Source organism: Vibrio jasicida 090810c, assembly GCF_002887615.1.
GTDB classification, from domain to species: Bacteria; Pseudomonadota; Gammaproteobacteria; order Enterobacterales; family Vibrionaceae; genus Vibrio; species Vibrio jasicida.
Map to the genome: position 1 here is coordinate 1,781,782 of NZ_CP025793.1, position 18,795 is coordinate 1,800,576.

Here is an 18,795-nt window from a genome sequence, read left to right on the forward strand (position 1 = left end):
TTTGCTGTGCAGAATTTAGATATGCTTGTGGCACGCATTACCAAGACGTTCAGAGGTCGTTATGGAACAACTCAAAAAAGACATTACGCTGATATCCGGAATCGGTCAGCTTTCAACTACCTTAATGGGCACGGGTCTATTTATGATCCCAGCGATTGCCGCTGGCATTGCAGGTCACTTCTCGCTTTGGGCTTGGATTATCTTATTCATCGCTATTTGCCCTATCGCACTTACCTTTGCTCAATTAGGCAAACGCTACCCAAGTGCTGGCGGCACTGCATTTTTCGTTCGCAAAGCCTTCAACAGTAAGCTAGAGAGCAGCGTGGCGTGGTTGTTCGTTAGCGTTATTCCTGTTGGTGTGCCTGCTGCTGTCGCACTTGCAGCAGGCTTTTTACAACAACTGTTACCAGAGTCCATTAGTAATCACCTTTTCGCTCAAATTCTCACGGTTGCTCTGTTAATGGTGGTCAACTTGATCGGCACTAAATCATCAGGTCGCTTACAAACCATTATTGCACTGAGTATTTTTGCTCTGGTCGGTGCATTTCTGTGGAAAGGCGATGTTGGTTCTGTCGATTTAACCATGCCTGTCATTACGATGGATTCAACGTGGTCGATTGCAGCGGCTTTGGGCGTGATGTTCTGGTGTTTTGTTGGAATAGAAGCTTTTGCTCATATGGGCGAAGAGTTTAAAAACCCACAACGGGACTTCCCGATTGCCATCATCGTTGGTTGTTTTGTTGCAGGAATCACTTACTGGGCATGTTCTGTCGTCATTCTAAAGTTTGGGGCTTATGGCAATGCCCAATTCGATAGTGCATCGATCCCTTGGCTGAGCGCCCACCTATTTGGTGAAAACGCTAAATGGATAATCAGCGTGGTTGGCTTTTCTGCATGCTTTGCCAGCGTAAACCTTTATACGCAAAGCCTTTCTCGAATGGTATGGGCGCAAGCAAGAGAACACAAGCCAACCAGCGCTATCGCGAGAGTGTCAGTTCGAGGCGTTCCAGCAAATGCCACTCTCGTTGTTGGTGTTATTTTGCTAGTTTCGTGCGTTATTGGGTCACTATCTGGTTTAGATCTGGAGTTTTTCCTCAAACTCGCGAATGGTATTTTTGTTCTGGTCTATCTATTGGCAATGCTTGCTGCTTACAAGTTGCTACAAGGTTGGGGAAAGATCCTCGCGGGCATTTCTCTTGTACTGTGTACAGCAGTATTCATTTGTTTGGGTTGGTCTATGCTCTACGCCGTTACTATTTTTGCCGTGCTCTCTTTACCGTGGAGGCAATGGCGAAAAAAGCACACTAGACGGGTAACTGAATAAGACCCTTCTCCTTATTCAAACAACTGAGAGAGTTGCTCAACCAACGCATCAATATCTACTAACGCGACATTGCCATAGCCTAGTACAGCGCCTTGCCAATCTCGCGTTTTAAAACCTGAATGCTCATAAAAACTCATCGGACGCAGCACAATACCTTTTAACTGAGCGCGCTGCGTCCATTCATGTTCATCAATTCCCCGCTGCCACTTTAAAGTAATGTGGAGACCAGCAGCCTGACTGATCACTGCAACTCTATTGCCAAAGTGCTTTTCAACCGCCAAACACATTTGTTCATGCTTAATTTTGTACAGTCGGCGCATTTTTCGGATATGACGCAATAACCCACCTTCAGTGATAAAATCTGCCAACGCTTCTTGTGCGTGCGTAGGTGAATCACCACTTAACGCATCTTTAACCACCAAACATTGTTCCACTAAACGTTCAGGAACCACAAGGTAGCCAAGCCGCAATCCGTTAAACATCACTTTACTGAAAGAACCCACATACAACACGCGATCATCTCGCCCCATTTGAGCCGCTAGCCCTTGTAGGCTGGTATAGGGGCGATGAGCAAACTGGAATTCGCTGTCATAATCGTCCTCGATGATCCAACGTGATTGCTCAACTGTCCAGTTGATGATCTTTCCTCTTTGCTCGGTATTGAGTGTGGTGCCCATCGGATATTGATTACTTGGGGTGATATACAGCGCATCGGCATCACTTGTGGTCACCGCTTCCACATCAAAACCTAGTTTCTCTCGTACGAACAAAGGCTCAAATTGATACTGCTGAAATTGAATCAACTTACGCATTTGTGCGTAGCCCGGTTGCTCCATCAGAACCTTATCACCTTGCTTGAGAACAACCATCGTCGCAATCGACAACGCCTGCTGCGCCCCAGAGGTAATAATGATGCGCTCTGGGGAGCAATTCACAGAGCGGCTTGATGCAAGGTAGTCAGCTAAAGCACAGCGTAATGTCCAACTGCCCTGGATATCTTGATTGCCGAGCAAACAGGAACGGGAGAGATGGCGAGCAAGTAACTTTTGCCATTGCGCCATCGGAAACGCTTCCAAATCAGGCACACCCGGTGCAAATGCGCGGTTGATGTCAAAGTTGCTTTTCGGTGAAGAGTCCGTCTTGATTGAACTAGGCTCAGGTAAATACTGCTCCGGCAGTTCTACGGCAACATAAAAGCCTGAACCTTTTTGACTATTCAAATACCCTTCCGCCACTAGCTGCTCGTAGGCAGAAATCACGGTATTCCTGCTGAGATGAAGCTCTTGTGATAGTTTTCGTGTAGAGGGTAGCTTGCCATTCTTCGCCCACAATCCTTGAACAATCTTCTCGCGGATAGCAAAAAACAACGCTTGCTGACGCGTTCCATCACTTTCTTTTAAATGCAGGTCACCGATATCAATCAAAGACAAACTGGATCCATCCATTAGTTAAAACTGGCTCTCTTTAAGCTACCAGTTAAACGCTACATTGCAATCAAAGATTGAGGAGCAAATAAGGAGAGAAAATGTTATCCAATACTAATAGAACGGAAATTAAGAAAGGCGTACATAAAGCCGTCTCTGATGTTAGCAAACTACACGCCATCATAGATGAAAGCCTGATCGCTCATATTGCAATAACAAACGAGTCTGGCCCTGTAGTCATCCCCATGTTGGCATGGCGTGTCGATGATTACGTGTATATCCATGGTGCCAACAACAGTCGATTGTTACGCTCACTCAAACAAGGAGTGCAAACGTGCCTTACCTTTACTTTGTTTGATGGTTGGGTATTGGCTCGCAGTGCGTTTCACCATAGCGCGCATTATCGTAGTGCCGTGGTCTTTGGGCAATTTGAGATGGTGGAGAATAACCAAGAGAAAGACAGGTTACTGAATCACTTTATCGAACAGATCGCTCCGGGGAGAACCGAAGAAGTTCGTTTGAGTAATGAGAAAGAACTCAAAGCCACCATGCTACTGCGTATTCCACTGACCGAAGCATCGGTAAAAATAAGCAATTTTGGCGTCAACGACGATTCAGAAGACATGGATATTCCCGTTTGGGCTGGCGTATTACCGTACCGAACGGTTGTAGGCCCACTTGAACCGTGTAACGATTTATATGAGGGTATTCAATCGCCCGATTACCGCCAAGCCTACCCTAATCGCTGGTCGGAATAAGCACGGTAAATCGCGCGCCACCTAAATGACTTTCTCCAACAGAAAGATCCCAGTGGAGCAGCCTCGCGGCGCTGGTTGTTATCGCGAGGCCCAACCCGAATCCTTTGATATCAGCGTTACGGCTTTTATCCAATCGAGAAAACGGCAAAAATATTTCCTCTCTTTTCTCTTCTGGTATACCAGGTCCATCATCTTCAATATCAACTATCCAAAAATGCTCAACCTGTCTCAACGTCACAGTCACTTTACCGTCACCATATCGCTTGGCGTTTTGCAGTAAGTTATCAATAACCAAATTTCCTAGCGTCGGTTGCAAACCAATCATAGGGTCTTCTTTTGCTTCTTCAGCCAACAACAGCACTGCCCCTAAATTATGATAGTGCAGTCGATGTTTTAACCATTGAGGTAAGTGCACCAACTCATACGTTTCGTTCATCAAATGATTATTCGAATTCAATCGAGATAACATCACAATATCGGAGGTGAGATGGTTGACTACGTCGACATACCGTTCAATATCATCATGCAATTCAGCTTGCTGCGCCCCCTCACAACGTCGTGCTAGATCGGTCGCGAGCTGAATACGGCTTAATGGTGTACGCACTTCATGAGGAATAGCTTGAGTGAAAATCACACTCTGTCGAACCTGTCTTTCAATGTCTTCCGCCATGGTATTAAAACCACAAGCCAATTCGCGTATTGGAGCGGAGAAATCCTTAAGCTCAACGCGCTTACTCAGTTCTCCCGCGCCAAACTGTTGTTGAGTCGCAGTTAAATGACGAATCTGATTTTCCAACTTTCGAACCGGAATATAAACCATCACGCCTAAGCTAAGTATCACGGTGATGATCAATGTTACGACGAAGATGATCTCTGAATCCTCGTCCCAATCTATATCGGGACTGAAAAAATCACCTTTCTCTTTAAAGACTAAGCTTTCTGATGTGTTGGGCAGAGGAAAAACGGCGGCGTACAACGTATCATCAACCAAATAAACGGGAATACCTTGTAAGTGATACAACAATTCGCAATGGTGGCACGGTGCTGAGCCATCCCAATCATGAAGCAAAGTCAGGTCGAAGATAAAGAAATCTTGTTTTCCGTTTTCGGTGAGGTTTTTGTAAAGCGAGTCTTCTGTCCCACGTTGCTCTATGTACTGATCAACAAAGTAAGCACCGTCTTCGAGAAATATCCCCACTTCCGTTTTACGCATGAACTCTTCACCCATAAAAATGAACAAAGTGATCGTCAGAGCTAACCCAGAAATGATACCTACGTATAAACGAGTAAACGTCGAGAACATCGTTATTTACCCGTCAGCATGTAACCTCGGTTACGGACAGTTTTAATGGTAGCAGTATGAATATGGGCTTTGGAAAACTTCTTTCTTAAGGAAGAGATTCGCATATCAATCGAACGATCAGTAATGCAATACTCGATGCCTCTTGCTAATCGACAACAAGATTCCCGCGAGACAGGTTTATCAACGTTAAGCATTAACAGTTCGAGTATTTCAAACTCAGAGTCAGTTAAGTCTATATCTTGTTCCAAATAGAAAGCTTTAGAACGGCGAGTACACAAGTCAATTCCGTAACGGCTTAATTCCACGGTTTCAACCATGTCCACTTGACGACGATACCGACGCAGAGCAGCTTCAATGCGAGCGAGAAGGATATTGCCTTTAATCGGCTTGGTTAAGTAATCGTCAGCACCGAATTTGAGCAGGCTAACTTCACTCATTTCATCATCAGTTGCCGTCAACACAATAATAACGCCCTGATAAAAATCGCGCGCTTCTTGGCAAATCATCGCGCCGTCTTTACCGGGAAGCATAAGATCGAGTAAGACTAAATCAGGTTTAAACGCTTTGATGCTGTCTAACGCATTCAAGCCATCATCAACAATAGTGACAAGATAGCCTTCTGCTTCTAGATACATCTTGGTTAGTCGAGCGATCTCAGAGTCATCCTCTACGAGCAAGATTTTATTGCTAACCATGATTTATTCACTCCATCTATAAAACAGAAGAAGTATATCGTCCGATTTGTAGGGTGCAACCCACTCTATTGACACTTTTTCCTACAAGAAATGCCTTACAAACACTTACAAACCATACATTTATAAAAACACGCACAGCTAATAAAACCAGAAATGGAATTACCAACCACACAATTATGATTAAAAAGATTTTTAAGCTAAAACTTAATGCAAATTTAACATATAAATCCATTATTATTTTAGATTAGTCGAATTAAAAACCTTACAAGAATTCATTCTCAACAGTTATGACTTCATTTGCCCATATAGACAGAAATTCCTGTTACTCATAGATTCTCGGGCGAACCTTCAGTCAGTGAGTAATACAAAAAATGAAATTCGCTCAATTATCCCCTTTGGCAATATTGTGCGCGGTAAGCCTTACGGCTTGCGGTGGTAGTGACTCCAGCTCGAAAACATCGACAACGACTACGCCACCAGCCCCAGTATTGAGCACCGTTATCATCCCTAATGTCGTTTCTACAGCGTTTCCTACTGAGTTGAAGGTAGCTGCTGATGCTGGCTTCACCCACTATGTAAAAATCTCGCTTTCTGAAGCCAACAATGATGATGCATTTCATATTGTTGCGGTTGACGATGGTGTGAACAATGAAAAAATCTTTCGTGCCGCAAAAATTATCCAGCACCTACTCACAACCCAACCGAATTCTAAATACGGTACCGACAAATCTCGCATCGCTAAGACACTAGCAGCACGTGACGCGACATTGATGTTGACTAAAAACGACGATCAAAATGATGAGATGCTGACAAAAATTTTCGTCAGTGAGCTTATTCGTCAAGGCAAGTTGAACCACGCAATTGCTGATTCAGGTCTAACGCACACTTTTGATACCAGTTCTTTAGAAAAGTTTGTGGAAGACATGATGGCACTTAGCGAAGAGGACTTAGATTCACTTGTCGATTCGATTGCAACAACCTTAATGAACAGCGCAGACACACCAAACTGGTTGATGAACAGTCAATCTTTAATGTATCGCGAATTGACCGTTGAAGGCGATTGCCATTACATGAGCAACTTTGCCGATTACTGCGCTAATCTGGGTGAGCATGCTGACCGAGACGCTGCTTTTGAAGAGATTCTACATTTGGTTCAAGCGCAAGGCATTGCGCCTAACGCATCGACTTCGTCACTGCAAAACGGCATTCAAGCACATGCACTGAGTATCTATTCCGATATGCAAGCTGGCAAGCCCACCGTGTGGCGTCCTACACAAAGAGACTGGGAAGATTGGGAGTCGGACGACTTCGACCCGGAGCGTGTTAAGCAAACCGGCCCTTCTTAATCTCATGAATATTTTGCTGCTGCTTTTGAAGCTTACATGGGTGTAGCAAAAGCAAACGGGCAAGGCCTAGACGGCTACCAAGCTTTAACGCGTGAGGAAATGCAAAGCCAAGACCCGCAAGCGGTTGATTGGATTAGCGGCTTATTCCACGGATATTTGCAATACACCGCGAACATCGACTCTGCTGGCGTCAAACTCTACACGGAGAAGACGAATCCAGGCACAGTGCCTACCTTCCGTATGGCACCAAACAAAGACGGTTTGGTAGAAGCATACACCTACAAATCTCAGTGGCTCACAAAGATAAAGATCGTTGGCGACCAAGCAATCAATGTCATCGGTAACGATCAAGACAACACCTTCGAAGGCAACAACAAAGATAACAGTATTTACGGTGAAGGAGGCATCAACACCTACATCGTGCCACACAAACTGGCGGAATGTATCGTTATCAAAGCGAAGAATGTAACTGTTGAGTGTCCTAGCACAGGCTCTGATGAGTTGTACGACATTCAGAACATCCAATTCACCGACCAAACTTTAGACGTAACGAAGCTATAAACAATGAAAAACATGAAGAAACTTACTCTACTTGCTCCCCTATTCCTTGTTGGCTGTGGTGGCCTTGCCGTCATGGATCGTACTGATGCAGTAAAAGCGCAACCAGAAATGTTGGTAAAAACCGACGGCGATTTTTGGGGATTCGGAGCCGATGGTCGATTTGATTTTGCCGGTAAGTACAAAGGTAAATACTCGCGCAGTGCTTCGAACTCAAGCTGGTTCAATCGCATCTCGTTCAAAGAAGGCGCAATGGGTGCAGAAGTGACTCGCGTAGACAGCGGCGAAACCTGGTTACTGAGCTGCACAGGTGGCGGTATGTCAGTGAACTACATGGGTGTTGATTTTGGTGGAAACGACCCTTACACGTGCCAAATCACCCAAGACGGTGTCAAAGTCGGTGAGTTTGCAATGAAGCCAAAATCGGCACTGATCGATATCAGTCTAGAAAAGAAAGAGACTGGCAGCGTTCGCGTTGGCAACACGCACTTCAACGTAGAAACCGTGCACACAAGCCCTGATTCAATGATGGCGGTAGATATTCCATTGGGTTACAGCTTCAAGCAAGGCACACAAGAAATTGCTGCGGTACAAACCAACGGTACAATCGCAGTGCAAATGCTTCCCGAGCTTAGCGATCAACAAAAAGACGTGGTGGCTATTGGTGCCGTTGCGAGCGCACTGAGCTGGCGTTCCGAAGAATAAGCGCTTAACAACATAGAAGAACCAAAGCCCTCAACCTAGAGGGCTTTTTGTTAATACATGATTTGTCACGCTATTTTTCTAGGCGCGCCGCGTACTGCTTTGGAGTCAAACCACGATGTTTTTTGAACATGCGATTGAAACTCGCCACATTGGTATAACCAAGGCGTACAGAAATATCATCAATACTCACGCGTTTGCTCAATAACCCTGCCGCAACATTACTCAATACATAGCCTGATACCGTCGAGAAGTTGAGCCCTAATTTGTGCAAACGGCGTTGAAACTGCTGATCAGATAAACCAAGCAGAGAAGATACTCGCTCTAACGTTGGTAACCCGTAATGACTGCTGTAGTGCACCACTTCATATATCACTTTCAGTTCATCTTCTGGATCGGGCATATTGAGCAAATCATCCAAGTCGGAAAAGCTCATCGCTAAACGGTTGTCTTCACGATGAGTTACCTGCCGAGAAGCAAGACGGTCATCACCGTTAATCCATATTTCTGTCTTGGGTTGGCTCCAATCGATATCGCACCCGAAATAATCTTTATACAAATCATGATTCTTCCTTGAACCAGAAACCAATACGCGAAGCGGTTTATAATCTTTACCTAGAAATTCTCGAAGAATTTTAATCATAAAAATGGCGCTACGAATACTATCGTGAACCTTTATATTGGTATCAATAAAGGGATTGTCGTACGTCCACTTAATGATCTTGCCCGATTGTGCTCCAGCAAAGAACGCCCCAGACTGAAGGTTACTCACGCCATAGTTCACACGTCGAATCGTGCTGGCTAGATCATTACCAGAAAACAACCAACGTCCAACAGGTCCAAGTTTTTGCAAATCGATATCTCGGCTGACATTCAATATTACGTCTGGATCACCACTCATCCTTTCAATCCGTTGATACCATTCACTGACCGCTTTCAACGGAATCAAGGTCATAGGGTTATGGAAGACTGAAGACGGAATCCCAAGCTCATCAGACGTCAAATTGTATTTAGATAACGCAAGGTTATGCATGTTTAAAATGCCCATCGCGCGAATGAATCGAACTGTTTTCATAACCAATCACATCAAAATTCATCTTGTAGTGATTGAATGTGTCACAAAGACTCATCCATTTCAATTCCTGCTCAAAATAAGCCGACAGTTTGATAGAGGAGTGTTTAATGAGTTTACTGAGTGTCCCATTTGTCGGAACAGGCGCAGATACTGCGTTACATGTTGTCGCTGCCGTCGTTTTAATCGCGAGTGTTGCAGGCGCGTGTTACGGCTTTTGGAAAATCCATGAGTTGCCTATTAATAAGGCGCACAGCAAGGACCATCATCAGATAGGGCTTATCACTGCCCTCACCTGGATAGGATTTGTCTGGCACTGGGTATGGGTGCTAGCCGTGATCTTTGCATTCGTTGATATGGAAAAAGCCATCATCAATCTGCGTGATACATGGAAAAGTAAACCGCAAACAGAAACACAGCCACAAGAGGAGGCATAATGTTAGAAGGTTTAGCGGTATGGGCACTCTTCATCTATCTGCTCCGTTTAGTCGGTATGCCTTGGAACAAAGCGACCAAATCGTTCGCTTACCTTGGCGGTTTGGGTTGGCTGATGTTCGTATGGGTGGGCTTGATTAACTTCACTCCGATGGATTTGTCCGGCGGTTCAGTGGTGCAATCTCCTCATGTTCAATTGCGCCCAGATTCAACTAACGTGAAGGGCAAAGTTGACCACATATACATCAAGCCAAATCAACAAGTTGAGAAAGGTCAGCTCATTTACGAACTCGACCCAACGCAATATGAAATCGCACTGAATCAAGCACGTGTATCGGCGGACTCTGCCAAAGTGGCTCTGGCAACAGCGAAAGGTGACATCGCCATAGAAGAAGCGAACCATGAAGCGCTTGTTCAAGATTTAGAAACATCAAAGAGTCAGTTGGAAGCAGCGAAAGTTGACCACAAATTGCAGAAAAAGATGCTCGATCGTTATGTTGAGCAAAACCGAGTGGTGCAAAACACCATCACGGAAAGCGACATTGATAAACAATCGAGCACTGTCGATATGGCTCGCCATAACGTGTTGACGCTTGAATCTCAAATAAAGAAGAAACAAGTCGATATCTCACGAGCAAAGTTGGCGATTCATAAAGCAGAGTTAGCGGTTGAGACTAAGCAAGCAGAATTACGCCAAGCCAATGAGCAAATTGCAAAAGCACAATGGGACTTAAACAGCACCAAAGTGCACGCACCAAGCGATGGCTTTGTGACAAACTTTATCCTCCGTGAGGGTCAGCGTGTATCGGCGATGCCACGTATCAATATGTACACCAACGAGAAGTACGTACTGATGCGAGTAAATCACCAAGCGATTCGTAACGTCAAACCGGGTCAACCTGCGGAATTCTCCTCTTCGGTTTATCCTGGTAAGATCTTCTCAGCAACCGTTGAAGGTATTGTTGAGGCAACAGGTGAATCACAAGGTAACTTAATGGGTTTCGATGACTCTGTTCGCGTGACAACTGGTAAAAACTTGCAGAACAAACACCACTTTGTTCGTCTTAAGATTGATGAGCCAGAAGGCTACGACATCCCTGTGGGCTCTGTTGGCCTCGCATGGGTCAGCGGTGAAAAACCGATAGGCTTCATGGCTTTCTTAGATGTGATTCGCGGGATCATCATCCGAATGAAGTCTCAACTGTACTTCTTCTACTCTATCTAAACTCACAAACCGCCAGTTCCGCTGGCGGTTTTCTTTTCATTTGTATCCAAGCACGTACTTTTCCCGTATAACAATTGGTTAGTAAACAACGGAGAAGATTCATGTCGGCAAAGGAAAGAAGCCTACCCACCCATCGCATCTCAAGATTCAGCAAGTTCGCTTCACTTGCTACCCGTGTCGCAGGCAATGTGATTGCAGAAGGCACGAAGCAGATCGCCAAAGGCAACAAACCAAAAGCGAAAGACCTATTGCTGACGCCGCAGAACATCGCGCGTTTAACCGACCAACTAGCGCACTTACGTGGTGCTGCAATGAAGCTCGGTCAAATGCTGTCAATGGATGCTGGTGATGTTTTAGAACCTGAACTCGCCGATATTCTCTCCCGTCTTCGCTCCAACGCAGACCCAATGCCAGCAAAGCAACTGAACGGCGTCATGGAAGGTTCGCTTGGTGCTAACTGGAAAGCCGAGTTCCTCTCCTTTAACTTTAAGCCTATTGCCAGCGCCTCAATAGGACAAGTGCATCAGGCTTATAGCGATGCAGGTGATAATCTAGCCGTCAAAGTGCAATATCCAGGCATAAGAAAAAGTATCGATAGCGACGTCGATAATGTCGGCACACTACTCAAAGTCGTTGGGTTGATTCCGGAGTCCGTCGACTACAAAGGACTGCTCGAAGAAGCGAAAAAGCAACTGCATGATGAAGCCGATTACGTACGAGAAGCGCAATTTGCCATTCGTTATCATGACGCTTTGAAAGAGCACCCTCATTTTGTTGTGCCAAAGATCCATACTGAAAGTTGCTCCGATTCCGTTCTCGCGATGGAATTCATTGATGGTAGTCCGATTGAGCAAATCGAACATTATGATCAGAGTACGCGAGATTTTGTCATGCATAGCCTACTCGAATTACTGTTCAGAGAACTGTTCGAATTCAAGATGGTACAAACCGACCCAAACTTTGCTAACTACTTATATATCGAAAACACTCGTCAAATCGGCTTGCTAGACTTTGGGGCGACTCGCGAATACAGCGAACGATTTAGTACTGGCTACCGCCAAGCCTTTGCATCTGTCGTGAATAATGACGAACAAGGCTTGAATGACGCGCTTGAACAGATTGGCTTCTTCAGCCAAACCATCCTGCCAGCACAGCGCCAAGCAATTCTCGACTTAGTTAAAATGGCGTGTGAACCCATGTTGGTTGATGAGCCCTATGATTTCAAAGCCAGTGGCCTAGCTCAGAAACTCCGAGAAGCCGGCACCATTCTAAGCATGGAGCAAGAGTACTGGCACACCCCACCAGCGGATGCACTATTCCTGCACAGAAAAATCGGTGGTATGTACTTGCTCGCCGCTCGTATTGGCGCAAAAGTAAACATTCGCCAACTGGTCTCACCTTACCTACAGATTATTGACGAATAGGCTATTGTTTTTCTGCTACTTTCGAGTACCTTGATCCGCTGCCTATAAGAATAATCTGACTGTCGGGGTGCTCGTTGAGTAAGTTTCAAGACCTTTCCACTCTAATTGAACAAATTGTCCAAGCAGAAGAAGCGGAGCAAATCACCGCTCTCAATGATTCTATCGAATGCGGCCTCGAACCCGGTGCGGTTGCGCTGATTCTCGAAGCCTTTCCGATCGATGATCGTGTGAGATTGTGGCGCGCATTGCCTATGGAGTTGCACATCGATGTACTAACCGAAATGCGTGCAGAAGTACGTCTTTCGATCATCGAAGCACTTTCTGAAGTTGAGCTAAAGCTTACCTTAGCCAAGCTAGATAACTTATCTCTGATCGAATGGGCGGATTCTCTGCCTGAAGAGTTTATCAATGAAGCGTTAGAGTTGATTGAGAAAGATGAACTCGACCTCTACGATCAAGCCAACGAATACGAAGACGAAGAACTTGGCCGCTGGGCTGAGCGTAAGATCATCACTCTCCCTTTTAATATCACGGTTGGCAAAGCTCGACGCCTAATGGAGCGTTACAGTTACGACACACCGCAGCAGGTGTATCTCATCAACCGTAAGAAACAATTTCGTGGCGCGGTGAACTACTATGAAATCTTGCGTAGTGAGGAAGACGTTCGCCTTAAAACCTTAGCGATAGAAACCGTCACAGTACTCGACAGTAAAATGGAATTATCTGAGGCCGTAGAAGCGTTGGAGCATAGCCCCCTGCCAGCGTTGCCAGTAACGGATACCGACCAAACCTTAATAGGTGAAGTGGATTGGCAATTCGCATTAAGCACACAGCGTGAAATATACGAAGCGCGTTTAATGGCTGGTACGGGTATGGATGAAGGCGATGACTTATTTGCTCCGGTATTAAAAAGCTCTCAAAAGCGTGGGGTTTGGCTGGGCATCAACTTGCTAACCGCTATTTTAGCCTCTGTCACTATCGGGTTGTTTGAAGATGTTATTTCACAAGTGGTTGCTCTCGCCGTTCTCATGCCAATCGTTGCCTCTATGGGTGGTATCGCGGGCAGTCAGACACTTACTCTTATGATTCGCGCTATGGCGTTAAACCAGATCACTCCGGGTAACCGTTTTGCACTCTTGAAAAACGAGCTTGGTATTGGTTCTTTGAACGGCCTACTTTGGGCGCTGATCATCGGTGGGCTGGCGGGTTTATGGTTCCAATCAACCGTACTGGGCGGCACCATCGCATTAGCTATCATCGTAAATATCATAACAGCAGCCCTATTTGGTGTTTTGATCCCTATTGTTCTGGATAAATTGAAACTCGATCCTGCTTTAGCTGGTTCCGTCATTTTGACTACCGTGACAGATGTGGTCGGCTTCTTCGCTTTTTTAGGAACAGCAAGCCTAGTAATGTTGTAAAAACGATTGCTCTAGTTAATTAATTCATCATTAGCATTATAATTACAAATTGCAAAACGAAATTGCATTTTGCAATAAGCGAGGGATTTTAGGCAACCTATGTCACAGAAACCGCGATTTTTAGGCGGTTATAAAGTTGGCACACTAACTGCATTAGTATGACTGACCCTTCTTAAGCCGAGGGTCACCTAGCCAACTGACGTTGTTAGTGAACTTAATTTTGTTCACAAGTATATAAGCCAATCGCACTCTTTGCGGTTGGCTATTTTTTTATCTGTACTTTGTACGTTCATCTTCACTTCCGCCCCAGCCATTCAGAACTCAACTATCTCTCATAGAAAATACTTTCTAGGCGGGCATAAATGCTCATCAACCCAGTTCGTTTCCATTACTTTCTATCTTCTTTTGTATCAGAAAATCGCTATTTCACCATTCCACTATTGACCAACGCGTAACCAACAAAAAAAATACAACCGATTACATGAAGAAAAATACAAACAAAAACCACTTAAAACAATCAACTCAGCAACATTTGAACGCTAAGGCATCATAATTACATTCAGCTTCCATAATTTAAGTTTGATTTATGAACAAAGTAGAACACCCACTAAAAGAAAACGGTTGCTTTTGATGCCAAAAAACCAACATTTCATACATTCATAAGCAAACATACAAAATCAACTTAAATACCACCACAAACCAAATGATAACGATTTCATTACATATTTACCCACCGTAGATTGTAGAAACTGGATTTTTTTCATTCCACAAATAAATTATAACCTCATGTTTATAAAGGACTTAAAATCATAAAAGCGTAAAGTAAACGTTTAAATGACAAAAAACTCATTGACTATGAGATTTACATCACGATAATACGCGCCGTTTGCCCAGAAATTGGGATCGATAATTAGTTTTAATTTTCTTTGCGGAGGTAAAAATGGCTGCAGACAATAACTACAGTCTAGGACCAGTTCCTAACAGTGCCAGAAAGGGCGTTGCTTCATTAACCATGGTTATGTTGGGACTCACTTTCTTCTCCGCAAGTATGTGGACGGGCGGTTCGCTCGGTACTGGCCTTTCTTTTGACGATTTCTTCCTCGCTGTTCTCATCGGTAACCTCATCCTCGGTATTTACACTTCCTTCCTCGGTTACATCGGCGCTTCTACTGGTCTCTCTACTCACCTCCTTGCTCGTTTCTCTTTTGGCTCTAAAGGCTCTTGGCTTCCTTCCGCACTTCTTGGCGGCACACAAGTTGGTTGGTTTGGTGTTGGCGTAGCGATGTTTGCGATTCCAGTGAACAAGGCAACAGGCATCGATACAAACACGCTTATCATCATTTCTGGTCTACTCATGACCGCAACGGTTTACTTTGGTATCTCTGCACTTATGGTGTTATCGGCGATTGCAGTTCCAGCAATTGCCCTACTGGGCGGTTACTCGGTAGTGGAAGCAGTAAATAGCGTTGGTGGCGTAGCAGAACTTCAAAAAGTACAACCTTCGCAACCAATCGATTTCTCTGTCGCTCTTGCTATGGTAGTGGGCTCATTTGTCAGTGCGGGTACGTTAACCGCAGACTTCGTTCGATTCGGCAAAAAGCCAAAAGGCGCAGTGATGGTCACCATGGTGGCGTTCTTTATCGGTAACTCACTGATGTTCATCTTCGGCGCAGCTGGTGCAGCGGTAACAGGTCAATCGGACATTTCAGAAGTGATGATCGCGCAAGGTCTTCTTATTCCAGCTATCATCGTTCTTGGCTTGAATATTTGGACAACCAACGACAACGCGCTTTACGCATCTGGCCTGGGCTTCTCCAACATCACTGGTTTGCCAAGTAAATACATCTCAATGGCGAACGGTTTAGTAGGTACATTGTGTGCACTATGGTTGTACAATAACTTTGTAGGCTGGTTAACCTTCCTATCGGTTGCAATTCCACCAATTGGTGGCGTAATCATTGCGGATTTCTTCATGAACCGTAAACGTTACACAAATTTCGCAGCGGCAGAGTTCCAAACGGTTAACTGGGCTGGCATTATCGCTGTGGCGATTGGTGTTGCAGCAGGTCACTTCCTTCCGGGTATCGTGCCTGTGAATGCGGTACTAGGCGGCACAATCAGCTACCTGATTCTAAATCCTATTCTTAATAAAAAGACACTGGCACAGCAGCCAGCGTAAGGAACCATCATGACAACACTATTGATCAAGAACGCAACGCTAAAGGGACAGGAAGGTCTCCAGCAAATTTTGATTGAGGATGGTCAATTCAAGCGTATTGAAGACAATAATGTAGAGCTAAATTACACAGGTGAAGTGCTTGATGCAGAGGGCGGCATGGCTGTCGCTCCATTCTGTGAGCCTCACATTCACCTAGACACAACGCAAACCGCCGGTGAGCCAAGCTGGAACATTTCAGGTACGCTTTTCGAAGGCATTGAGCGTTGGGCTGAGCGCAAAGAGATGTTGTCGATTGAAGATGTGAAATCACGCGCGAAGCAAACGCTTAAGTGGCAAATTGCAAACGGCGTACAGCACGTTCGTACTCACGTTGACGTTTCTGACCCTACCCTAATTGCCCTAAAAGCGATGGTAGAAGTTCGTGAAGAAATGAAAGAGTGGGTAGACATTCAAATCGTTGCGTTTCCGCAAGAAGGTATTTTGTCTTACCCGAACGGCAAAGAACTGTTAGAAGAAGCGGTTCAGTTGGGTGCTGACGTTATTGGTGCGATTCCTCACTTTGAATTCACTCGTGAGTACGGTATTGAATCTCTACACTACGTTTTCGAACTGGCACAGAAATACGACCGTTTGATCGACGTACACTGTGATGAGATCGATGACGAGCAATCACGCTTTGTTGAAACGCTTGCTGCGCTAGCGCACAAGTTCAACATGGGTCACAAGGTAACTGCAAGCCATACAACGGCTATGGGCTCTTACAACGGTGCTTACGCATCTCGCCTGTTCCGTCTGCTACGCATGTCTGGCATCAACTTCGTTGCAAACCCATTGGTGAACATCCACCTTCAAGGCCGCTTCGATGATTACCCGAAACGTCGTGGTGTGACTCGTGTGAAAGAAATGCTGAATGCAAACATCAACGTGTGTTTTGGTCACGATGATGTCTTCGATCCTTGGTACCCACTAGGCACTGCAAACATGCTACAAGTGCTGCATATGGGTCTGCACGTGTGTCAGGTGATGGGTTACGACCAAATCAATAACTCACTGGATCTGATCAGCACGAATTCAGCACGTACACTGAACATTCAAGACAAGCACGGCATTGAAACAGGTAAGCCAGGTAGTTTACTGATTCTTCCTGCAGAAAATGGTTTTGACGCAGTACGTCGTCAGGTGCCAGTTCGTTACTCTGTTCGTCACGGTAAAGTGATTGCAGAAACACAGCTTGCGACAACACACATTCACCTTGGTGAGCAAGAGCAAGTGACTTACAAACGCTAATCACTGAGCTTTTAAACAAAAAAAGGGTCTGATTGAATCAGACCCTTTTTTTTATTTCTTCACGCGCTGTGTTAGGTGTCTACGGCAACTAATGACATTCCTTAGCAACGAAGGTGTATTCCCTAAATAAACAACCTTGCCATCTTCATCAACAATGGCAGGTACAACCTTTAAGCCTTTCATATCTGCGCCGTATTCCACCAACTTACGTTCTAGCTCATATAAATCCTGCATATCTCGGACTCAATTTATAATTATCAATTTTCGCGTGAATGCTATCCCTCTAAAGAGATATCAATACTGATCTGGATCATGAAAGATAGATCCTAATTATGGTGGGCTCAAACTTGAGACACTTCATGGTTTGAATGTGTTTTTGAATGTGAAATTTTGTGAATTGCATTCAAATTAAATTTCATAATATAGACAATTTGCGTAATAAATATTTGCACTCCTTCGTAACAAACACTAAAGTTAGGGAGTTAGTTGAGCTTTATACTAAAATGCTGCAAATCGCCCAAACACAGATTTAACACTAACAACGTCAAAATTAGTGCTTATAAAATAAAGAATAAAATAAAACCTAGGGTCAACAGCAATGTTGACCCTTTTCTTTGTCTCCATCAAATCTAGCCAAACAGAAAAATTTTGAGCCTTATAGCAAACAAAACTTTTGCGTGATAACTGTCGGTTATCAGCGAGATAAGTAGATTCCTAATCAAACAGCGTTCAATAATAGCTTCGAACCAAACATCTCGGAGTAAAATACATGAACATTTTCAACAAAACTACATTGGTCGCAGCGCTATCTCTTCCCCTACTTGCAGGATGCGTGACTCCGGGAGAAGATGATCCAAACGCATTAACAAAACAAGGCGCTGCAGGTGGTGCACTTTTAGGTCTGACGATGGGCGCTTTGACGGGGGATGCTGAGCTTGCCGTGAAAGGCGCAGTTGCGGGTGGTGTCGCCGGTGGTGTCGCCGGTGCGGGCGCGGATATTCACAATAACCGTGACAACATTCGCCACGACAGCCGCAATGACGCGATTAGTGGTATTAACGGTGGTCAGAACACAGCAGCAACCAATGCCCCGCAACAGTGGCAAGAGATCGATAACTTTGTAGGTGATTGGAACGTAAATATCCAGAACCACAATCGCAACTTCAAAGGTTTAGAAGGTCTGTCGGCACACGGCTCGCTAGCAAAAACAACAGAAGCAAATGTTAAGGTGACCAACTCGCAAGGTGTTGACCTTAATGCCGCGTTCACGTTCGATCCACAAGCAGGCTACCAATTGACGCTGACCAATGAAGCAAAAGATGTATCGGTTGCTTTTGCTGGTGAACAACAATCACAAAACCATCGCTACAACTTCTACCCGATGAACATTAACGACGTCATTTACCAAGGTATTCCGACGGGTGATGTGCGTGTCGAGCTAGGTTTTGCAGGTCCAAACGTTTGGACCATCGATAGCTACGCTTACATCGACGGAGCAGAACAAAAAATACAAACGTTCCGATTCACTCGCACCCTGTAAAACAACAAGGCTTTCTTCGCAACATCTCAATAACAACGTCTCATTTGGCAATTTAATAAAGGCTTAGGCATACTCTGTCTAAGCCTTTATTTTTTAGAAGAA

At 44.8% G+C, this 18,795-nt stretch carries 15 protein-coding genes and 1 pseudogene; 11 read left to right on the forward strand and 5 right to left on the reverse strand.

All coding sequences use genetic code 11. The features are described from left to right. Window positions 1-61: 61 nt before the first annotated feature. Window positions 62-1,324 (forward strand): L-methionine/branched-chain amino acid transporter, encoded by a 1,263-nt coding sequence (gene yjeH, locus C1S73_RS25440; RefSeq protein ID WP_038867348.1) that lies wholly within the window; start codon window positions 62-64, stop codon window positions 1,322-1,324. An 11-nt stretch (window positions 1,325-1,335) separates the two neighbouring features. Here the strand turns inward: yjeH and pdxR are convergent, their stop codons facing one another. Then, a complete protein-coding gene (gene pdxR, locus C1S73_RS25445) occupies window positions 1,336-2,769 on the reverse strand; it encodes a MocR-like pyridoxine biosynthesis transcription factor PdxR (RefSeq protein WP_038867346.1) in 1,434 nt (477 codons plus the stop codon). Between the two features lie 80 nt (window positions 2,770-2,849). On the opposite strand from pdxR, the gene C1S73_RS25450 reads away from it, so the two are divergent. Further along, complete coding sequence (locus C1S73_RS25450) at window positions 2,850-3,506, forward strand: pyridoxamine 5'-phosphate oxidase family protein (RefSeq protein ID WP_038867344.1); 657 nt, start codon at window positions 2,850-2,852, stop codon at window positions 3,504-3,506. On the opposite strand, the gene C1S73_RS25455 is transcribed toward C1S73_RS25450, so the two are convergent. Next, a complete protein-coding gene (locus C1S73_RS25455) occupies window positions 3,487-4,809 on the reverse strand; it encodes an ATP-binding protein (RefSeq protein WP_038867341.1) in 1,323 nt (440 codons plus the stop codon). The genes C1S73_RS25450 and C1S73_RS25455 overlap by 20 nt on opposite strands. Window positions 4,810-4,811: 2 nt before the next feature. Then, a complete protein-coding gene (locus C1S73_RS25460; protein WP_038867340.1) occupies window positions 4,812-5,504 on the reverse strand; it encodes a response regulator transcription factor in 693 nt (230 codons plus the stop codon). 371 nt (window positions 5,505-5,875) lie between these two features. On the opposite strand from C1S73_RS25460, the pseudogene C1S73_RS25465 reads away from it, so the two are divergent. Together C1S73_RS25465 and C1S73_RS25470 are read left to right on the forward strand one after the other, a co-directional pair. Beyond that, a pseudogene (locus C1S73_RS25465) lies at window positions 5,876-7,411 on the forward strand (hypothetical protein). 12 nt (window positions 7,412-7,423) lie between these two features. Beyond that, on the forward strand, window positions 7,424-8,113 hold the full coding sequence (locus C1S73_RS25470; RefSeq protein WP_038867476.1) for a VV20781 family protein: 690 nt from the start codon (window positions 7,424-7,426) through the stop codon (window positions 8,111-8,113). A 70-nt stretch (window positions 8,114-8,183) separates the two neighbouring features. Here the strand turns inward: C1S73_RS25470 and C1S73_RS25475 are convergent, their stop codons facing one another. Continuing rightward, complete coding sequence (locus C1S73_RS25475) at window positions 8,184-9,185, reverse strand: AraC family transcriptional regulator (protein WP_038867338.1); 1,002 nt, start codon at window positions 9,183-9,185, stop codon at window positions 8,184-8,186. A gap of 107 nt (window positions 9,186-9,292) precedes the next feature. Between C1S73_RS25475 and C1S73_RS25480 the strand changes: the two genes are divergently transcribed. The 6 genes from C1S73_RS25480 (at window position 9,293) to C1S73_RS25505 (ending at window position 17,153) form a co-directional block, all read left to right on the forward strand. After that, window positions 9,293-9,619: an MFS transporter gene (locus C1S73_RS25480; protein WP_005433326.1), complete on the forward strand. Its 327-nt coding sequence runs from the start codon at window positions 9,293-9,295 to the stop codon at window positions 9,617-9,619. Then, entirely contained in the window at window positions 9,619-10,842 is a 1,224-nt protein-coding gene (locus C1S73_RS25485; protein WP_038867336.1) for an HlyD family secretion protein, read from the forward strand. Before C1S73_RS25480 ends, C1S73_RS25485 begins: the two co-directional genes overlap by 1 nt. Window positions 10,843-10,943: 101 nt before the next feature. Further along, complete coding sequence (locus C1S73_RS25490) at window positions 10,944-12,266, forward strand: ABC1 kinase family protein (RefSeq protein WP_038867333.1); 1,323 nt, start codon at window positions 10,944-10,946, stop codon at window positions 12,264-12,266. 74 nt (window positions 12,267-12,340) lie between these two features. Continuing rightward, a complete protein-coding gene (locus C1S73_RS25495; protein WP_038867331.1) occupies window positions 12,341-13,687 on the forward strand; it encodes a magnesium transporter in 1,347 nt (448 codons plus the stop codon). A gap of 940 nt (window positions 13,688-14,627) precedes the next feature. Beyond that, window positions 14,628-15,866: a cytosine permease gene (codB, locus tag C1S73_RS25500; protein WP_038867329.1), complete on the forward strand. Its 1,239-nt coding sequence runs from the start codon at window positions 14,628-14,630 to the stop codon at window positions 15,864-15,866. Between the two features lie 9 nt (window positions 15,867-15,875). Continuing rightward, window positions 15,876-17,153, forward strand: coding sequence for a cytosine deaminase (locus tag C1S73_RS25505; protein ID WP_038867327.1), 1,278 nt, complete (start codon window positions 15,876-15,878; stop codon window positions 17,151-17,153). Between the two features lie 51 nt (window positions 17,154-17,204). Here the strand turns inward: C1S73_RS25505 and C1S73_RS25510 are convergent, their stop codons facing one another. After that, window positions 17,205-17,387: a hypothetical protein gene (locus C1S73_RS25510; RefSeq protein WP_009704791.1), complete on the reverse strand. Its 183-nt coding sequence runs from the start codon at window positions 17,385-17,387 to the stop codon at window positions 17,205-17,207. Window positions 17,388-17,922: 535 nt separating this feature from the next. Here C1S73_RS25510 and C1S73_RS25515 point away from each other — a divergent pair. Further along, a complete protein-coding gene (locus tag C1S73_RS25515; RefSeq protein WP_038867326.1) occupies window positions 17,923-18,693 on the forward strand; it encodes a hypothetical protein in 771 nt (256 codons plus the stop codon). Window positions 18,694-18,795: the final 102 nt, after the last annotated feature.

What these genes read in the sequence shown, in the direction of transcription:
- yjeH (WP_038867348.1), top strand. Translation starts at nt 62, where the DNA reads ATGGAACAACTCAAAAAAGACATTACGCTGATATCCGGAATCGGTCAG.
- pdxR (WP_038867346.1), bottom strand. Translation starts at nt 2,769, where the DNA reads ATGGATGGATCCAGTTTGTCTTTGATTGATATCGGTGACCTGCATTTA.
- C1S73_RS25450 (WP_038867344.1), top strand. Translation starts at nt 2,850, where the DNA reads ATGTTATCCAATACTAATAGAACGGAAATTAAGAAAGGCGTACATAAA.
- C1S73_RS25455 (WP_038867341.1), bottom strand. Translation starts at nt 4,809, where the DNA reads ATGTTCTCGACGTTTACTCGTTTATACGTAGGTATCATTTCTGGGTTA.
- C1S73_RS25460 (WP_038867340.1), bottom strand. Translation starts at nt 5,504, where the DNA reads ATGGTTAGCAATAAAATCTTGCTCGTAGAGGATGACTCTGAGATCGCT.
- C1S73_RS25470 (WP_038867476.1), top strand. Translation starts at nt 7,424, where the DNA reads ATGAAGAAACTTACTCTACTTGCTCCCCTATTCCTTGTTGGCTGTGGT.
- C1S73_RS25475 (WP_038867338.1), bottom strand. Translation starts at nt 9,185, where the DNA reads ATGAAAACAGTTCGATTCATTCGCGCGATGGGCATTTTAAACATGCAT.
- C1S73_RS25480 (WP_005433326.1), top strand. Translation starts at nt 9,293, where the DNA reads ATGAGTTTACTGAGTGTCCCATTTGTCGGAACAGGCGCAGATACTGCG.
- C1S73_RS25485 (WP_038867336.1), top strand. Translation starts at nt 9,619, where the DNA reads ATGTTAGAAGGTTTAGCGGTATGGGCACTCTTCATCTATCTGCTCCGT.
- C1S73_RS25490 (WP_038867333.1), top strand. Translation starts at nt 10,944, where the DNA reads ATGTCGGCAAAGGAAAGAAGCCTACCCACCCATCGCATCTCAAGATTC.
- codB (WP_038867329.1), top strand. Translation starts at nt 14,628, where the DNA reads ATGGCTGCAGACAATAACTACAGTCTAGGACCAGTTCCTAACAGTGCC.
- C1S73_RS25505 (WP_038867327.1), top strand. Translation starts at nt 15,876, where the DNA reads ATGACAACACTATTGATCAAGAACGCAACGCTAAAGGGACAGGAAGGT.
- C1S73_RS25510 (WP_009704791.1), bottom strand. Translation starts at nt 17,387, where the DNA reads ATGCAGGATTTATATGAGCTAGAACGTAAGTTGGTGGAATACGGCGCA.
- C1S73_RS25515 (WP_038867326.1), top strand. Translation starts at nt 17,923, where the DNA reads ATGAACATTTTCAACAAAACTACATTGGTCGCAGCGCTATCTCTTCCC.